The sequence below is a fragment of the Segatella sp. genome (genome assembly GCF_977051555.1).
On record NZ_CDRSSE010000039.1, the window covers coordinates 1 to 15,480 of the forward strand.

The 15,480-nt window shown below is 46.4% G+C and carries 15 protein-coding genes; 7 read left to right on the plus strand and 8 right to left on the minus strand.

Going from position 1 to position 15,480, the window contains the following annotated elements; translation table 11 throughout:
- Positions 1 to 185: 185 nt before the first annotated feature.
- Positions 186 to 1,634 (plus strand): sensor histidine kinase, encoded by a 1,449-nt coding sequence (locus ACWJAO_RS09685; RefSeq protein ID WP_449140105.1) that lies wholly within the window; start codon positions 186 to 188, stop codon positions 1,632 to 1,634.
- Between the two features lie 34 nt (positions 1,635 to 1,668).
- Entirely contained in the window at positions 1,669 to 2,355 is a 687-nt protein-coding gene (locus ACWJAO_RS09690; RefSeq protein WP_449140106.1) for a response regulator transcription factor, read from the plus strand.
- Between the two features lie 98 nt (positions 2,356 to 2,453).
- Here the strand turns inward: ACWJAO_RS09690 and ACWJAO_RS09695 are convergent, their stop codons facing one another.
- The 3 genes from ACWJAO_RS09695 to ACWJAO_RS09705 are packed head-to-tail and all read right to left on the minus strand — an operon-like array spanning position 2,454 to position 6,128.
- Complete coding sequence (locus ACWJAO_RS09695; RefSeq protein WP_449140107.1) at positions 2,454 to 3,359, minus strand: Ppx/GppA phosphatase family protein; 906 nt, start codon at positions 3,357 to 3,359, stop codon at positions 2,454 to 2,456.
- Positions 3,359 to 5,383, minus strand: a complete 2,025-nt coding sequence (locus ACWJAO_RS09700) for an RNA degradosome polyphosphate kinase (protein WP_449140108.1) — start codon at positions 5,381 to 5,383, stop codon at positions 3,359 to 3,361. The genes ACWJAO_RS09695 and ACWJAO_RS09700 overlap by 1 nt, the downstream gene beginning before the upstream one ends.
- 28 nt (positions 5,384 to 5,411) lie before the next feature.
- Positions 5,412 to 6,128, minus strand: coding sequence for a leucine-rich repeat domain-containing protein (locus ACWJAO_RS09705; RefSeq protein ID WP_449140109.1), 717 nt, complete (start codon positions 6,126 to 6,128; stop codon positions 5,412 to 5,414).
- Between the two features lie 311 nt (positions 6,129 to 6,439).
- Between ACWJAO_RS09705 and ACWJAO_RS09710 the strand changes: the two genes are divergently transcribed.
- Entirely contained in the window at positions 6,440 to 7,501 is a 1,062-nt protein-coding gene (locus ACWJAO_RS09710) for a porin (protein WP_449140110.1), read from the plus strand.
- Positions 7,502 to 7,609: 108 nt separating this feature from the next.
- Here ACWJAO_RS09710 and hisB read toward each other — a convergent pair whose 3' ends face one another.
- The 3 genes from hisB to ACWJAO_RS09725 all read right to left on the minus strand — a co-directional run bounded on the left by hisB (position 7,610) and on the right by ACWJAO_RS09725 (position 10,201).
- Complete coding sequence (gene hisB, locus ACWJAO_RS09715) at positions 7,610 to 8,686, minus strand: bifunctional histidinol-phosphatase/imidazoleglycerol-phosphate dehydratase HisB (RefSeq protein WP_449140111.1); 1,077 nt, start codon at positions 8,684 to 8,686, stop codon at positions 7,610 to 7,612.
- Positions 8,687 to 8,709: 23 nt separating this feature from the next.
- Positions 8,710 to 9,387: a hypothetical protein gene (locus ACWJAO_RS09720; protein WP_449140112.1), complete on the minus strand. Its 678-nt coding sequence runs from the start codon at positions 9,385 to 9,387 to the stop codon at positions 8,710 to 8,712.
- A 64-nt stretch (positions 9,388 to 9,451) separates the two neighbouring features.
- The gene (locus tag ACWJAO_RS09725) at positions 9,452 to 10,201 is read right to left on the minus strand and encodes a TrmH family RNA methyltransferase (RefSeq protein WP_449140113.1); all 750 of its coding nucleotides are present in this window, start codon (positions 10,199 to 10,201) and stop codon (positions 9,452 to 9,454) included.
- Positions 10,202 to 10,340: 139 nt separating this feature from the next.
- Here ACWJAO_RS09725 and ACWJAO_RS09730 point away from each other — a divergent pair, with 139 nt between their 5' ends.
- From ACWJAO_RS09730 to tamL, 3 genes are read left to right on the plus strand one after another with little or no spacing between them, the layout of a single operon-like run.
- Positions 10,341 to 10,601: a DUF6364 family protein gene (locus ACWJAO_RS09730; RefSeq protein ID WP_449140114.1), complete on the plus strand. Its 261-nt coding sequence runs from the start codon at positions 10,341 to 10,343 to the stop codon at positions 10,599 to 10,601.
- A complete protein-coding gene (locus ACWJAO_RS09735) occupies positions 10,598 to 11,011 on the plus strand; it encodes a type II toxin-antitoxin system VapC family toxin (protein ID WP_449140115.1) in 414 nt (137 codons plus the stop codon). The genes ACWJAO_RS09730 and ACWJAO_RS09735 overlap by 4 nt, the downstream gene beginning before the upstream one ends.
- 7 nt (positions 11,012 to 11,018) lie before the next feature.
- On the plus strand, positions 11,019 to 13,208 hold the full coding sequence (tamL, locus tag ACWJAO_RS09740; protein ID WP_449140116.1) for a translocation and assembly module lipoprotein TamL: 2,190 nt from the start codon (positions 11,019 to 11,021) through the stop codon (positions 13,206 to 13,208).
- Between the two features lie 101 nt (positions 13,209 to 13,309).
- Here tamL and ACWJAO_RS09745 read toward each other — a convergent pair whose 3' ends face one another.
- Positions 13,310 to 13,765: a hypothetical protein gene (locus ACWJAO_RS09745; protein ID WP_288575497.1), complete on the minus strand. Its 456-nt coding sequence runs from the start codon at positions 13,763 to 13,765 to the stop codon at positions 13,310 to 13,312.
- A 113-nt stretch (positions 13,766 to 13,878) separates the two neighbouring features.
- Between ACWJAO_RS09745 and ACWJAO_RS09750 the strand changes: the two genes are divergently transcribed.
- Entirely contained in the window at positions 13,879 to 14,682 is an 804-nt protein-coding gene (locus ACWJAO_RS09750; protein ID WP_287853508.1) for an MBL fold metallo-hydrolase, read from the plus strand.
- A 63-nt stretch (positions 14,683 to 14,745) separates the two neighbouring features.
- Here the strand turns inward: ACWJAO_RS09750 and ACWJAO_RS09755 are convergent, their stop codons facing one another.
- Positions 14,746 to 15,114: a DMT family protein gene (locus ACWJAO_RS09755; RefSeq protein WP_040553814.1), complete on the minus strand. Its 369-nt coding sequence runs from the start codon at positions 15,112 to 15,114 to the stop codon at positions 14,746 to 14,748.
- Positions 15,115 to 15,480: the final 366 nt, after the last annotated feature.

The following is a 15,480-nucleotide window of genomic DNA, read 5'->3' on the forward strand; positions in this document are numbered from 1 at the left end:
CATAAAACTGTTTCTTTCTTCATATTCTTCCTTGTTTTTTGTTTTCGTCTGCAAAGGAACAGCTTTTCGGGCTCAAAATCGCAAATAATCATTACTGAAACATTACGCTGGCAAAATAATCTTGCTTCACCTTATTATATATAGTGAAATCTTCGTACCTTTGCATCGAAAAAAGAAAAAATGATATGAATAGAAGAATCAAACAAGTCTGGCTGCTCGCCATCCTTTCCTCTTTCCTGCTGATAGGCTTGCAGACCTATTGGCTCTACAATAGCGTAACCTATTCGATGGGAGAGATGGGGAAGAAAAATGCCGAAAAGGCGGAACAGGCAATAGTCACTTATCAGACAAATATCGGAGCGGCGGTAAAAGAAAAATCACATATCGGTTATGTCGTCTCGGCATATTTTTCAGACTTCAAGGGTCCCTGTACTACGGTTTGCTCTCCGCTGGATACGGATACAATCATTGGTGGAGTGGTGTATCGCAAGCCGGGATTCGGCAACGTGATGGAGAAGAGAGATACTTTCGATTTGCGTGAGACGGATTCCAATAATTCTTTTGATTGCCTGAATACTTACATCACTTACCAGCTTACCCGCTTTGACAAAGCGCATTTTGATCGTTTCGTCTGTAGGAAACTGGGCAATGGTTTCATCGGGGCTGAGATGAAGACGGGCAAGCATCGTCTGTGGCAGACAAGAATCATAGAGCCTCCTACCTTGTTTCATCACGAAATGCTGGTGGAAGTGCCTTTCAATCCTATCCAGTATCAGTCGATGCAGATGAGGATGCAGGTGCCGATGCTGCCCATCCTGAAGGGGATGATGTGGCAGATGATAGGAAGTCTGCTGGTTACCATCTTGCTTCTCCTGAGTATAGCTTACCTCATCAAGGTGATGCTCCTGCAGAAGAAGGTGGATAAGATGCGAAGCGACTTCGTGCATACGATGATTCACGAGCTGAAGCGCCCCGTGCAGACGCTGAAGATGTGTGTGTCCGTATTCTCTGCTCAAAAGACAAATGCAGAAAAGGCAGATTCTGAAAAGACAGATGAGAAGGATGAGAATGCCCTTATCATGGAGACCGTAAGAGAGGAGAGCGATAACCTGACCGCCTATCTCGCCAAACTCCGTGAAGTAATCAGGGCAGAGGAACATATCCCGCTCCAGATAACTTCTTTCGATATCCATGCCGCCTTGCAGAATCTGGTGGCAGTTTATCGAAAGAACAGGCAGAAGGAGGTGAATGTTTCGCTCGATTACCAGCGCACTTCCGACCGGATGATGGGAGATAGAGACCAGCTGCTGAATGTGGTCAGCAATCTGATGGAGAACTCGGTGAAGTATTCCGGCGACATTGTCAATATCCATGTTGCCTGCCAGGATACCGGGAAGGGGGAAGTTTTGGTTTCTGTATCAGATAATGGCATCGGCATCTCGCCCGATGAACAGCAGAGAGTCTGGACGAAGTTCTATCGCAGCAATGCTTATCCGGATATGATGCAGCCGGGCATCGGCTTGGGCTTGAGTTTTGTGGATATGATTGTGAAGGCCCATGGGGGTAGGAAAATGATGCAGAGCGAAGTGGGCAAGGGAACCAGGATTTCAATCATCATCCCGCAGCACTCCTGATGCATCCGGTTTAACGCTATAAACAACAGAAAAAATGATCAAGATATTATTTGCAGACGATGACTTGAAGTATTCCATGTTGCTGAAGAGTTTTCTGCAGCAGCATGGTTTCGATGTGACTTATGCCGGCAATGGCAAGAAGGCATGGGAGCAGTTCCCGGAAGTGAAGCCCGACCTGGTTTTGCTCGACATCAATATGCCGGAGATGGATGGCTATGAGGTGGCTGAGCGCATCAGAGCCATCGACCCGAAGGTGCTTATCTTCTTCCTCACCGACCGTACGGAGAAGAATGATCGACTGAAAGGTTTCTCCCTGAAGGCAAACGATTATCTTGCCAAACCCTTCTATCCAGAAGAGTTGCTGGCAAGAATAGAGGAGCGGTTCTCCATGAATGAGAGTGAGACGATAGAAGAGGAGGTGTATCATTTCGGAGAAACCACCTTCTGCTATAACAACAATGAGCTTCGCACCCGTTCCTCTCGTGTGCTCATCACCAGCCGACAAGCCGACATCCTCCGTCTGCTGGCGAAGAATATCGGCAATGTAGTAAGCAAGGAGATGATACAGGAGGCGGTGTGGGGTACCGTGAGCTATGCCAACTCCCTGGCTGTGAATGTGCAGATAACGTATCTCCGCCATGCTCTTCAGCATGATGCGACCGTTAAGATTGAGTCGCTGAAGAAAAAGGGATATGTACTTACTCTCTTATCTGAAGTATAGTAAATACCTCTTTTATCCGAATTATAAAAAAGTTGATCCGAAACAGCGGCTATTGCTAGCCATCTGTCTCGGATCTTTTTATTTGTGGATGAAGCGGATTATTCTTCTGTTTTTGCCATCATCTTCTCATAGAGTCCATCCACGATGGAGTCGGCGAGCGAGATGTTTGGCACCATGATGTTTTCGCACTTCAGGTATTCGCATGCCTTGAGGAAGATCTCGGCGGCAGGAATGATGACGTCGGCACGGTCTTCTTTCAGGGAGAAAGAGATCTCGCGCTCCTCGATGCTCAGGGGCTGCATCATCGAGTAGAGGCGCTTCAGTTCGGCAAGCGTCAGGTTCTTGGCATCCTGCTTGCTGTGGCGTGCCAGCTTGTTCAACTTGTTGATGTTGCCACCCGAACCGATAATCTTGATGTCACCGTATTGCTCGGCATATCTCGTCAGGTTCTCCTTGAAGAGCTTTTCGGTATCGGCAGTCACCTTGCCGCTCAGCATTCTCAGGGTACCCATATTATAGGAATAGCTCTCGGCGAGTACACCATCGTGGATGATGCTCACTTCGGTAGAACCACCGCCCACATCGATGTAGGCAAAGCTGCCCTCGTTGGAATCAGTTTTCTCTACCAGGTTGTTGTAGAGGAGCTGTGCCTCCTCCTGACCCTTGATGATTTCGAGTTTGATGCCGGTTTGCTTCTCTATCTTCTTGAGCACCTTCTTGCCGTTCTCGGCATCGCGCATGGCTGAAGTGGCACAGGCACGAAATGCCTCTACGTCATTGAGTTTCATGAATTGCTTGAAGCCCTTCATCATGTGGAGCATCATCTTCTCACGCTCCTTGGAAACCTTTCCCAGGGTGAAAACATCCTTACCCAATCGCAGTGGGATGCGGATGAACATGAGTTTCTTGATGCGGTCTTCCTCTCGGATTGCCTCGGGGTCGAAGCGCTTGATGAGGAGTCGGGCTCCGTTGGAGCCGATATCAATGGATGCTAAATTCATCATTATTTATATGCTTTATAAAGTTCTTCCTGACTGCGGAATGGCTCGCCTTCCACAAATTCGTTGCCGCCCTTGCCATCTACCACTCTGCCGTTCATCGTATCTCTCATACCATAAGAGATGGTGCGGAGCAGGTCTGCCTGCATATCCTCGTCATATACTGGGGTGAGCACCTCGATACGGTTGATGAGGTTTCTAGGCATCCAGTCGGCAGAACCGATGAAGTATCTTGGCTTGCCTCCGTTGGCGAAGATGAGGATGCGGCTGTGCTCCAGATAGCGGTCGATGATGCCCACGCAGCGGATGTTGTCGCTGAGCTTGGCGATGCCTGGCACCAGCGAACAGTTGCCGCGAATTACGATGTCTATCTTCACGCCAGCCTTTGAAGCCTGATAGAGTTTGGTTACCATATCGGTATCGGTGATGTGGTTGATCTTCATCTTTACCCAAGCCTCCTTGCCCTCGTTGGCATTCTTGATCTCGGTGTCGAGCATGCGCAGGATGCGGCTCTTCATGGAGTTTGGAGAGACGAGGAGCTCGTTGAAGCGGAATGGTGAGAATGGACGGTCGATGAAATCGAATACCTTAGCCACCTCGTTCACCAGTTTAGGACGGGCGGTCATCATCAGATAGTCGGTATAGATCTTGGCGTTGCCCTCGTGGAAGTTTCCGGTTCCTACGCAGGCGATGTTGCCCTTCTTCGACTCGATATAGAGCAGCTTGGAGTGAATCTTCAATCCTTCTACACCGAAGATTACGTTTACGCCCTCTTCCTGCATGCGCTTGCTCCACTTGATGTTGCTCTCCTCGTCGAAACGTGCCAGAAGCTCTACCACGGCAGTCACCTTCTTGCCGTTGCGGGCAGCGGTGATGAGTGCCTTCACTACCTTTGAATCCTTTGCCAGGCGATAGAGGGTGGTCTTGATCGCCTTCACCTCTGGTTTGGTAGCTGCCTCACGGAGTACACGGATGTAGCCGTTGAAGCTATGATAAGGTACGTGGATGAAACGGTCTTTCTCACGAATCTGGTCGAGGATGCTCTCGTTAGAGAGGAACTCCGGCTTCATGATTGGAGCCCATTTCTCGTACTTCAGTTCCTTGTGTCCGCAATCAGGGAACGACATCAGATCCTTGTGGTTCTGGTATCTTCCACCAGCCAATGAAGCATCCAATTCCTTGGTGTTCAATCGCTCACGCAGCTTCTTCTGAAGTTCCTTCGGCATCTCCTGGTCGTAGATAACGCGCACGGCTTCACCCTTCTTACGGCTGTTTACACCCAGGGCAATCTTCTCCATGGTTCCGAAGTCGGCATCATTGTCCATCTCCATCTCGGCATCCTTGGTAAACTTGAAACTGAAGGCACGATAGGTGCTCTTCTTGAAACCGAGGAATACCAGTGGCAGACAGAATCTGATTACATCGTCCAGATACATGATGTTGTCGTAACCATCACTTGCCGGCACCTTCACCCAACGTCCATAGATTCTATCCGGTACCTTTACTACGGCGTATTTTTTCTTCTTGTCATCCTCAGCCTTTTCTACGGCGAGGTAGATGCGGTTATCCTCCAGGGTAGAGAGGTCGTCTATCTCGTTGAGCCAGATAGGGTTGACAGAACCATTGAGCTTGTCGTAGAAGAACTGTGTAAGGAACTCCTTCTGCTCGTCGTTGAGCTGGTCTTCGGTGAGCAGGCGAATCTTGTGTACTTCAAGCTCTCGGAAAACAGTATCCACCGCTTCAGTGTATTCTTTCGAATAAGATTCATTGAGCTTATTAATTGTTTTGAGAGATTTCTTGATCTGTTGCTCGGTATCCTTTTCGAGCTTCTGGTCGAGCATGCGGTTGAGAGATGCTACTCGAACGCGGAAGAACTCGTCGAGGTTGTTGGAATAGATTCCGAGGAAAGAGAGACGCTCCAACAATGGGACGTACTCTTTCTCTGCTTCCTGCAGAATGCGGTGATTGAAGTACATCCAACTGATATCGCGTTCTACGTATGCCTTTTTAAGTAATTCTTCTTTGGACATAGTCGTTTGCTTATTAATTTTTGTTGAGTTACTTTGTTTTTACAGGCTCTTTCTTAGCCTTCTTTTCGACCTTCTTTTCAGGAGTCTCAGCCTTCTTTTCCAGAACAGCTACCTCCTTCTCTGCGTCAGCTTTCTTTTCAGAAGCCTTCTCGTCCTTCTTGTTCTTAGAAGGTTCTTTAGAATCTTTGCCTGTTACTTCCAAAACGAGGAAATCTGTATCTCCGTCGATAAAGTGGAGTTCCTTACGGAAGAACTTGCTGCTGCCTGATGGAACGATGATATCGTGCAACTGGTCGCAGTCATCGAATGCATGACGGCTCAACTTGTCTGGAGTTCCTGCGAAAGTAATCTTCTTCAGTTTGTCGCATTCAGCGAAAGCGTATGCTCTGATAGCTTTCACGCTGGCAGGTACATAAATGTTATCCAATTCATCACAATCATAGAATGCATCATGTTCAATCTCTTTCACTGTACTAGGGATGATGACATGAGCCAGTTGCTTTTTGCCACGGAATGCCATCTCTCCGATAATCTCTACTCCCTCAGGAATTGTGAAACTGGCATCGTGGTTCATGCAGTAAACCAAGCGCTTCTTGTCGGCGGTATAGACTGCCTCACCGTCAAACTCAAAGTTATCGCTGTCAATCTTCTGTAAGGCGAGGTTGAGAACCAAGTTTTCAAACTTACCGTCTTTCTTGGATTTCTTCTTGAGAATATCCAAAATCGCTTTTTTATTTTCCTTCATAAATCATATATGTTAATTGTATTTCTTTTCGGTTGCAAAGGTACGGCGATATTTTTAAACTAGAGCGAAAAGACGGTTACATGTTTATGACGATGATGTTACAGTGATATTACGCGTATTGCAATCATGTTACAAGCTGTAAAAACAGACGATGTAACGCATTTGTAACACTTATGTTTTATGGTAGAAACATCTTCTCCGTACCTTTGCAGCCGAAAAGAAATAGAACGGCATCTTGGAGGATTTCGATTCTTTACAGGAATGCTTTCTTGCTGATGACAATCAATTAAGGTATATATAATAAGGTAAAAATGAAGAAGAAAACGTATCTGTTGATGGCACTCGCTATGGTGTCGATGGGGATGAATGCCCAAAACTCAGAAAAGAGTTCTCTTGGAAACGATGTGCCTGAATTCGTCAAGACTATGACGATTGGTGGAACCATCCGTTCTAAGTATGAATACCAAACCGAAGAAGGGGAGGGACGATTTGAGGTGCGTACGGCTCGTATCAATGTAGCAGGAAATGTAACAAAGGAGGTTAGTTATAAGGCTGAGATTGATCTCTGTGATGAGGGTAAGATCAAGATGCTTGATGCTTATACACGCATCAAGCCTTGGAAGACTCTGCAGTTTACTATCGGTCAGGAACGTGTTCCATTCACTATTGATGCTCACCGTTCTCCTCACCAGCAGTATTTCGCCAACCGTTCGTTCATCGCCAAGCAGGTGGGAAACGTTCGCGACGTGGGTGCTGAAATCGGATACACCTGGAATGTAGGTTTTCCTATCGTGGTGAATGCCGGTATCTTCAACGGTTCTGGTTTGACCAATCAGAAGGATTACTGGACCAAGGGTGTTAACTATTCAGCCAAGGCTCAGTTTCTCTTCCCGAATGTCAACCTGGTGTTGAGTACCCAAAAGATCAAGCCATCTGATGTCACCGTCAATATGTATGATGCGGGTATCACCTTCCATAAGGGTGGTTTCATTGCTGAGGCTGAGTATCTTTACAAGCATTACAGCAAGGATGCCTTCCACGATGTTCATGCATTCGATGGCTTCGTTTGCTATGATATTCCGGTGGCTAATCCAAAGAGCCTTATCAGGAAGGTTTCTCCTTTGGCAAGATATGATTTCATGAGCGACCACAGTGATGGTACCCGATATGGCGGTTCTGATACCGAACTCGGTGCCTTGAAAATCAACGATTACAAGCGCCATCGTGTTACTGGCGGTGTAACCCTGAGCCTTGCCAAGCCATTCATCTCTGATATCCGTATCAATTACGAGAAATATTTCTATCGTAAAGGTGGTATAGCTAAAGTTTCAGAAAAAGATAAGATTGTTGTGGAGTTCATGACTAAGTTTTAATTTTTTTAGGCACGGATTACACGGATTACACGGATTTTTTGATTTGCGCAACTTAAAAAAACTCATAGTGCCAGCCTCCGTGTAATCCGTGTAATCCGTGCCTAAAAGTTACAGCATTCCCTTAGAGCTAGGAAGCTCGAAGTGATAGATGTCTCTCTTTACTGCCATTTTCAGCGAACGGGCAAGCGCCTTGAAAATGCCTTCTATCTTATGATGCTCGTTTTCGCCCTCAGCCTTGATGTTGAGGTTCATCTTTGCTGCATCACTCAAACTCTTGAAGAAATGCTTGAACATCTCGGTTGGCATTTCGCCTACCTTCTCTCTGTGGAACTCGGCATCCCAAATCAGCCATGGACGGCCACCGAAATCCAATGCTACCTGGCATAGACAATCGTCCATCGGCAGACTGTAGCCGTATCTTTCTATTCCTCGCTTGTCGCCGAGCGCCTGCAGCAAGCATTCGCCCAGGGCAATACCCGTATCCTCAATGGTATGATGCTCATCCACATAAAGGTCGCCCTTAGTATGGATGGTAAGGTCCATCATGCCATGCTTGCCTATCTGCTCCAGCATGTGGTCGAAGAAACCGAGACCGGTAGAGATGTCGCATTTTCCTGAACCATCGAGATTTACCTTGATGTAGATATCTGTCTCCTTGGTGGTGCGCTTCACCTCTGCGATGCGGTCGCCGGCAAAGAGAATCTCAGCTATCTTGTCCCAATCCATGCCATTCTTTCCAAGAATCAGACTCTTGCAACCCAGGTTTTCTGCAAGCTGGGCATCGGTTTCACGATCGCCGATTACATAACTGTTTGCCATATCGTAGGCAGGGTTATCTATGTATTCGGTCAGCATGCCTGTGCCCGGCTTTCTCATTGGTGAGTTATCCTCAGGGAAGTGGCGGTCGATGTGCTGCTTGGCGAAGTGGATGCCCTCGCTCTCCAGGGTCTGGATGATGAAGTTGTGTACTGGCCAGAAGGTATTCTCCGGGAAGGAGTTGGTACCCAAGCCGTCCTGGTTGCTCACCATCACCAGTTCGTAGTCGGTATGCTGGGCAATGAAGGCGAGATTGCGGAACACGCCCTTGGTGAATACCAGTTTCTCGAAGCTGTCAATCTGCTCGTCTTCAGGTTCCTGAATCAACGTTCCATCGCGGTCGATGAAGAGTAATCTTGTCTGTTTCATATCTCTTATATATGTTAATACGATTAATATTTTTCAATTTCTGCGGTTGCCATTTTCTGGCTTTCCTTCATTCTCTGTTTCTCTTCGTCTTGCACCTTGTAAGAGCCGAACTGATAGGCAAGCGAAATGCCGAGCCAGCTCAAGGCGTAGATGATGAGCAGGAAGGTGATGGTGAACACCAGGAAGAGGAGTGGGGTGAAATACCCCGGCACACCGAGCGGATCGCCATCAAGTGCACCGAGCTGTGAATAGAACTGTGCGATGATGAGGATGATGGAAGGCAGGGCTGCGATAAAGGTAGCGATGCCTACGATAATCATGCCGAGAAAACCGGTCATAAAGAAACCTCCGAAGTGGCGGAGAATGCGAAGGAGGGATTTTCCTATCTTGCGCTTTTCGCCCTTAGGACACAGTTGCTTTCTTGGCAGAAGATGCCAGAATGATACGATAGCCATTACGATAGTGGCTCCGTAAATGATGGTTTGCAGGATGAACGAAGCCATCGGATTCACGGCTCCCCAATCGTGAAGCGGTTTGTTGGGGAGAAGGAAATAGAGTACGATAGCCAGCAATACTGCAAATGGAACATGGGTAGCCCATGTCTGTTTTACGAGTGATTTGAAGTCACTTGTTATGGTATCGTATGATGCTCTCATGCAGGCTGTTATGCTGCGATGCTTAAATAATTCATTTACTTCCATAACTATCTTGTTTTAATTTCGTTTTATCGTATAAAATCTTTTTTACCCTTTTACTTTTTTACCTTTAAAAGTTTCTTCTGAATTCAGAGCAGGTAATGGCGGTAGCTATAGCCACATTCAGACTGTCGGCAGTAGCTCTACCTTCCGGAAAGTTAGGGATGAGCAGCTTGTGGTTCACCTTCTTCGCCAGGTCTGGCGAGATGCCTTTTCCTTCGTTTCCCATCACGATAAGTCCCCGGTTTTCGAGCTTCTGCTGATAGATGTTGTCGCCATCGAGTAGGGTGCCGTAAACGGGAACGTCGGCTGGAAGTGATTCTACCAGTCCCAGCAGGTCGCCATATACTACCTTCACTCTAGCTATGCTGCCCATCGTGGCCTGCACCACCTTCGGATTGTATACGTCGGCAGTATCCTGACTGCAGTAGATATGGGTGATGCCAAACCAGTCGGCGATGCGGATGATGGTGCCCAGATTGCCTGGGTCCTGTACGCCGTCGAGCGCCAGACTCAGTTCGCTGGTATTAATAGAGTAATCTCCTGATGTTGCCTGTCTGAATACGGCAAGCACCTGTTGCGGATGCTGCAGGAAACTTACCTTCTTCAGTTCTTCATCAATAACCTCTATCACTTCAGTTTCAGCCCCGAAGTGTTTGCCCCGGAGCCATTCGCCGGTAGCCACAATCAGGTCGGCAGGTTGCAGAGCGAGCAGATCGTCTACCACCTTGAAACCTTCTGCCACGAACTTGCCTTCTTTATTCCTGTTCTTCTTCAGTTCGAGCGAACGTATGTACTTTATTTTATTCTTGCTAATCATTTATTGTCGTCTATTGTCATTAATGGATGCAAAGGTACTCAATTTTCTTTAAAGTGGCAAAATAGTTGTATTAAATTTTGGAAAAGTAAAAAAAAGGCTGTATATTTGCACCATATTTTATAAAATAGGAGATTTTAGTATGAATACAATTGCTTTAGATAATAAGACATACAAAAATATAGAATGGTATGCTCGACAGAATAATATCAGCGTAACAGAGGCTGCGATATCTGTATTGAACTCTTTCTTGGATAAAATCAAATCTAAAGAACATCCTAAGAATAAGTTCTATATATCCCCTGAAGTAAAGGCTTTGGAGGTTGGGTTTAAATGCCCTGAAGGATTATCGGAAGATTACAAGGAAGAAAAGGCTGACGCATTAATGGAGAAATATTTATGAAACTATTTTTAGATACTAATGTCTTGATAGATTTTATCATGGAACGGCCTTTGTTTTATGATGCTGCAGCTATGATTGTATCGTATGCATTTGAAAAGAAAGTCTCGATTTGTGTATCAACTCTGTCAATAGTTACTGCGAATTTCATTTGTGTAGAACGTTGCAAAATGCCGATGGAAATTTTCCGTCGTAAAATAGACTTCCTGCGTGCTTTTATTGAAGTATGTTCTGTTGATTCTTCTGATATCTATCACTCGTATGATGCAGGATGGAAAGATTTTGAGGATGGAGTACAGTATTATTCTGCATTACGTTCGGGTTCAGATTATTTAGTAACCAGAAATTCTAAAGATTTTGAAGAGAGTGCTATTAAGGTAGTTTCTATAGAAGAAGCGTGTACCTTTTTGTGATTAAAAGATGAGAATTTTGAAAATACAGAAGATTTCATTACTTGCCTTGCCGCTGCTCATAGCATCTTGTTCTTCAAGCAAAATGGTGCCGGAAGGGGAGTATATATTAAATAAGGTGGAAGTGAAGAGCGACTCGGCAGGGTATAATGCCGGGGCGCTCAAGCAGTATGTGCGCCAGAAAGAGAAGCCGAAACTCTTCTCGCTCTTCAAGAATCCTTTCAGCAAGAAGCCTGTCATCTACGATACTTTGCAGGCGCGGCTCTCCTGTCAGGATCTGCTTACCGCCATGCAGAACCAGGGCTTCATGCATGCCGGGGTGTCGCTCTATACCACCAAGAAAGGAAAGAAACTGGATGCTACCTATCTGTTGCATCCCGGAGAACCTTTTGTGATAGGTAAGGTGAAATATGAAGTGGAAGATGAACATATTCAGCAACTTCTGCATCTCGATAACCCCGATAATCAGCAGATTAAGCCGGGTATGAGATTTACGGTAGAAACATTGGATAATGAGCGCAGGCGCATCTCCAGCCTTCTGACCAATGATGGCTATTTCCGCTTTCATAAAGATTTTATCCAGTTTTCTGCAGATACGATTGCGGGACAGAAGGATATCGCCCTGACGCTCCACCTGATGAAGTATAAGGCAAACAGTAATGCTCCTGAGGTTGATCATACCCGATATGAAATCAGAAACATCAACTATCTGAGTAATGACAGCGACCGAATCCATCTGCGCCATCAGGTTTTGCTCAATGCCACTGCCCTCAGCGAAGGCCGTCCCTACAGTGCCGCCGCCTTGCAGCGCACCTATAACAACTTTGCCCGTCTGCAGGCGGTGAAGTATACCAACATCAGTTTCTCTGAAGTTCCTGACAGCAATCAGGTTACGGAGAACGGAATGGAGAGGGACAGCATCAGCCGGCAGATGGATTGTAATATCCAGATCAGTACCAACAAGCCTTCTACCATCGCCTTCCAGCCGGAGGGAACCAATACGGCGGGCGACTTGGGAGCTGCTGCATCGCTCACTTATACCAACCGAAATCTCTTCAGAGGTAGTGAGCAGCTGAGCATCGAACTTCGTGGAGCTTACGAGGCTATTACCGGTCTGGAGGGGTATCAGGACCAGAACTATACTGAATATTCGGTTGAAGGCAAACTGGTTTTCCCTCGTTTCGTGGCGCCTTTCCTTTCAAGAAATTTCAGAAGAAGACAGACGGCAAACAGCGAGTTGTCGGCAAGTTGGAATCTTCAGAACCGTCCGGAGTTTCATCGCCGCGTATTCTCTACTGCCTGGCGTTATCGCTGGACAGAACCGCGTCATCACCTGGCCTGGCGTTTCGACCTGCTCGATCTTAACTATGTGTATATGCCATGGATATCCGAGACATTCAAGAGAGACTATCTCGATAATGCAGAAAACAGAAATGCCATCCTCCGCTACAATTACGAAGACCTGTTTATCATGAAGATGGGTTTCGGTTTGAGTTATAGCGATGGGGTAGATGCTGTGCGAATGAATGTAGAGAGTTCGGGCAATCTGCTGAGCGGTGTTTCCAAGGCATTCGGTTTCAAGGTGAACAGCCAGGGGCAGCGTACATTATTTAATATAGCTTATGCCCAGTATGCCAAGTTTGATGTAGATTATACCCATCTGATGCAGTTTGATAAGCGCAATGCTCTGGCGCTGCATGCGGGCATCGGTGTGGCTTATCCTTACGGCAATAGTACGGTGTTGCCTTTCGAAAAGCGTTATTTCTCGGGTGGTGCCAACTCGGTAAGAGGTTGGGGAGTAAGAGAATTAGGTCCGGGCAAGTTTAAGGGAACTGACGGCAGAATAGATTTCATCAACCAGACGGGTGATGTGAAGCTCGACTTGAATGCAGAATACCGCACTTCGCTCTTCTGGAAGTTTGAGGGTGCAGCGTTTATCGATGCCGGTAATATCTGGACACTTCGCAATTATGAGGATCAGCCTGGCGGCCAGTTCAAGATAGATGAATTCTACAAACAGATAGCTGTAGCCTATGGCTTAGGTCTCAGGTTGAATTTTGATTACTTCATTCTCCGTCTGGATATGGGTATGAAGGCGATCAATCCAGCCTACGGAACGAAGGAAGAGCATTGGGCGATTATCCACCCGAAACTAGACCGCGATTTCGCCTTCCATTTCGCAGTTGGTCTGCCGTTCTAAATGCAGCTAATAGTTAATAGTTTATAGTTAACAGTTTATCGCCAGGAGTTTCTGTAGGGCATCTTTTGGATTATGATCCCCTCAGAAACTCCTTACTTTTTTCAAGGCAATTTATCCAACTTAATCTTCCAGAGCCCCTTTTCCATACACATCGGCAGTTGGAAATCGGCCTGTTCTACGAGCTGCGGATCCTGCCCGATGCTGTCCATCTGCAGAAAATTATGAACAGTAAGGGTAACGGTGGCACTTGTTTCATCGTCACCGAAATCAATATCCGTAATCTCGATGCTGGCATCCTCCGGTTTCTGGCGCAGCAGTTCCACGTCGGTCTCGTTCACATTACTTGCAGCATAGCGCAGCCAGCGCTCCGATTCCTGGGTGCAATACTTCACGGCTTTCTGGAAATGCCAGTTGAAATAATAGTTGGCAAACGAATCAACATCAGCCTTCAGCTGGTCCTCGCTGCCTTCATGAGGTTCACAGCCCGAAAGGCTGAATATACTTGCGGTCATGCATGCCATAGCTATGCATAAACCTATCATCGACTTCTTTATCATGATTCTCAAATCTTAAAAATTCTATTTTTTTTCGATATTTCGGCACAAAGATAGTAAAAAACTTTGTAATAAGAATCTTTTTTGCTAACTTTGCATGGAAAATAACAATTAAAATGCTGAAATTTATATCCTTTGGCAGTGGAAGTAGTGGCAATTGCTATTATCTTTACACTGATACGGATTCGATACTGATAGACGTAGGAGTAGGAATAAGAATATTAAAGAAGCATTTCCATAACTATGGACTTCGCTTCGAGGATGTGCATCACGTCCTCATCACACATGACCACGCCGACCATGTAAAGTCGGTGGGGAGTCTGAGTACTGACTATCATCTACCGGTATATACGACCCGTAAAGTACATCAAGGCATCGAGCGCAACTATTGTGTTCGAAAGAAGATAGAGCCTAACCATGCTCGTGTGATAGAGAAGAACGTAACTTTCACACTGGGCGAGTTTAAGATTACTCCGTTCGGCGTACCCCATGACAGTACCGACAATGTTGGCTATTTCGTGGAGTGCGGAGGTGTGAACTTCTGCCTCATCACCGATGTGGGCCATATTACCGAAGAGATGCACGACTTTATCGGGCGTGCCAACTATCTTGTACTCGAGGCGAACCATAGTGTAGAGATGCTTCAGCAGGGTCATTATCCCCAGTATCTGAAGGATCGCATTCTGGGAGATAACGGTCATCTGAGCAACGACGATTGTGGCGAGGCGCTTGCCAATTATGCTACACCGGAGCTTCATCACGTCTGGCTCTGTCATCTCAGCGAGGAGAACAACCATCCTGAGCTGGCACGCAAAACCGTGGAACAGATCCTGCGCAGCAAAGGCATCATAGTCGGCAAGGACTTCCAGCTGGAAGTATTGAAGCGCAAGACGCCGAGCGAAATCTATAAGCTGGTGTAGGGCAGGTGTAAAACTAAAAAGGTAGCCGGATAAGGAGTTATATTGAGTTAACTCCTTATCCGGCTATTTCATGAATACGAAATAAACGGCTGCAATCAGGCAGCAGAAGGCTGCGAAATGATTCCAGTGCAATCCCTGTCCCTGGAAGAGGATATTGGCGATGATGGCGAAGACGATAAGCGATACGCATTCCTGTATCACCTTGAGCTGGACCAGATTAAACGGTCCGCCATTATCCACGAAACCGATGCGGTTGGCTGGTACCTGACAGCAATATTCGAAGAAGGCGATGGCCCAACTGAAGGCGATGACACCGATAAGAGGCCAGTTGCTGCTCACGCCCGTTTGTTGCAACTTGAGGTGTCCGTACCAAGCCAGCGTCATGAAGATGTTGCTCAGCACCAATAATAATATAGTATACAATCCGTTCATAATCTTATTTTTTTGCGGATGCAAAGGTAATATATTTTTTTTAACCCTCCAAATTTCAGGGAAGTTTCATTTCGTTTTTGTTTTGATATGGTTGTTTTTGGCAGATAAATCTCCGATGTCCTGATATTTATCTCCGAAAGATAAGTGTGCTGTTTGCGTATGGCCAGTTGGCTGTTTGGGGCGAACAGCCTACTAGCGGATTAGAGAACAGTAGGCTGTTCCTATGAGACGGTCATCTCAGACGGGGAAACCAGATTTCCCAATCCTATCAATATGATTTATGTTTAGCATTCTGAAAAAATCTCTTCACTCTTCACCTTTCTTCCCAAATCCCCAGTGTTTATCGGCATTTCGGGAGGTGAAGAG

Excerpts from the sequence above, each read along its gene's own strand:
- ACWJAO_RS09735 (WP_449140115.1), top strand. The coding sequence starts at position 10,598 with ATGAAACTATTTTTAGATACTAATGTCTTGATAGATTTTATCATGGAA.
- ACWJAO_RS09725 (WP_449140113.1), bottom strand. The coding sequence starts at position 10,201 with ATGATTAGCAAGAATAAAATAAAGTACATACGTTCGCTCGAACTGAAG.
- ACWJAO_RS09745 (WP_288575497.1), bottom strand. The coding sequence starts at position 13,765 with ATGATAAAGAAGTCGATGATAGGTTTATGCATAGCTATGGCATGCATG.
- ACWJAO_RS09700 (WP_449140108.1), bottom strand. The coding sequence starts at position 5,383 with ATGTCCAAAGAAGAATTACTTAAAAAGGCATACGTAGAACGCGATATC.
- hisB (WP_449140111.1), bottom strand. The coding sequence starts at position 8,686 with ATGAAACAGACAAGATTACTCTTCATCGACCGCGATGGAACGTTGATT.
- tamL (WP_449140116.1), top strand. The coding sequence starts at position 11,019 with ATGAGAATTTTGAAAATACAGAAGATTTCATTACTTGCCTTGCCGCTG.
- ACWJAO_RS09720 (WP_449140112.1), bottom strand. The coding sequence starts at position 9,387 with ATGGAAGTAAATGAATTATTTAAGCATCGCAGCATAACAGCCTGCATG.
- ACWJAO_RS09685 (WP_449140105.1), top strand. The coding sequence starts at position 186 with ATGAATAGAAGAATCAAACAAGTCTGGCTGCTCGCCATCCTTTCCTCT.
- ACWJAO_RS09695 (WP_449140107.1), bottom strand. The coding sequence starts at position 3,359 with ATGATGAATTTAGCATCCATTGATATCGGCTCCAACGGAGCCCGACTC.
- ACWJAO_RS09755 (WP_040553814.1), bottom strand. The coding sequence starts at position 15,114 with ATGAACGGATTGTATACTATATTATTATTGGTGCTGAGCAACATCTTC.
- ACWJAO_RS09750 (WP_287853508.1), top strand. The coding sequence starts at position 13,879 with ATGCTGAAATTTATATCCTTTGGCAGTGGAAGTAGTGGCAATTGCTAT.
- ACWJAO_RS09705 (WP_449140109.1), bottom strand. The coding sequence starts at position 6,128 with ATGAAGGAAAATAAAAAAGCGATTTTGGATATTCTCAAGAAGAAATCC.
- ACWJAO_RS09730 (WP_449140114.1), top strand. The coding sequence starts at position 10,341 with ATGAATACAATTGCTTTAGATAATAAGACATACAAAAATATAGAATGG.
- ACWJAO_RS09710 (WP_449140110.1), top strand. The coding sequence starts at position 6,440 with ATGAAGAAGAAAACGTATCTGTTGATGGCACTCGCTATGGTGTCGATG.
- ACWJAO_RS09690 (WP_449140106.1), top strand. The coding sequence starts at position 1,669 with ATGATCAAGATATTATTTGCAGACGATGACTTGAAGTATTCCATGTTG.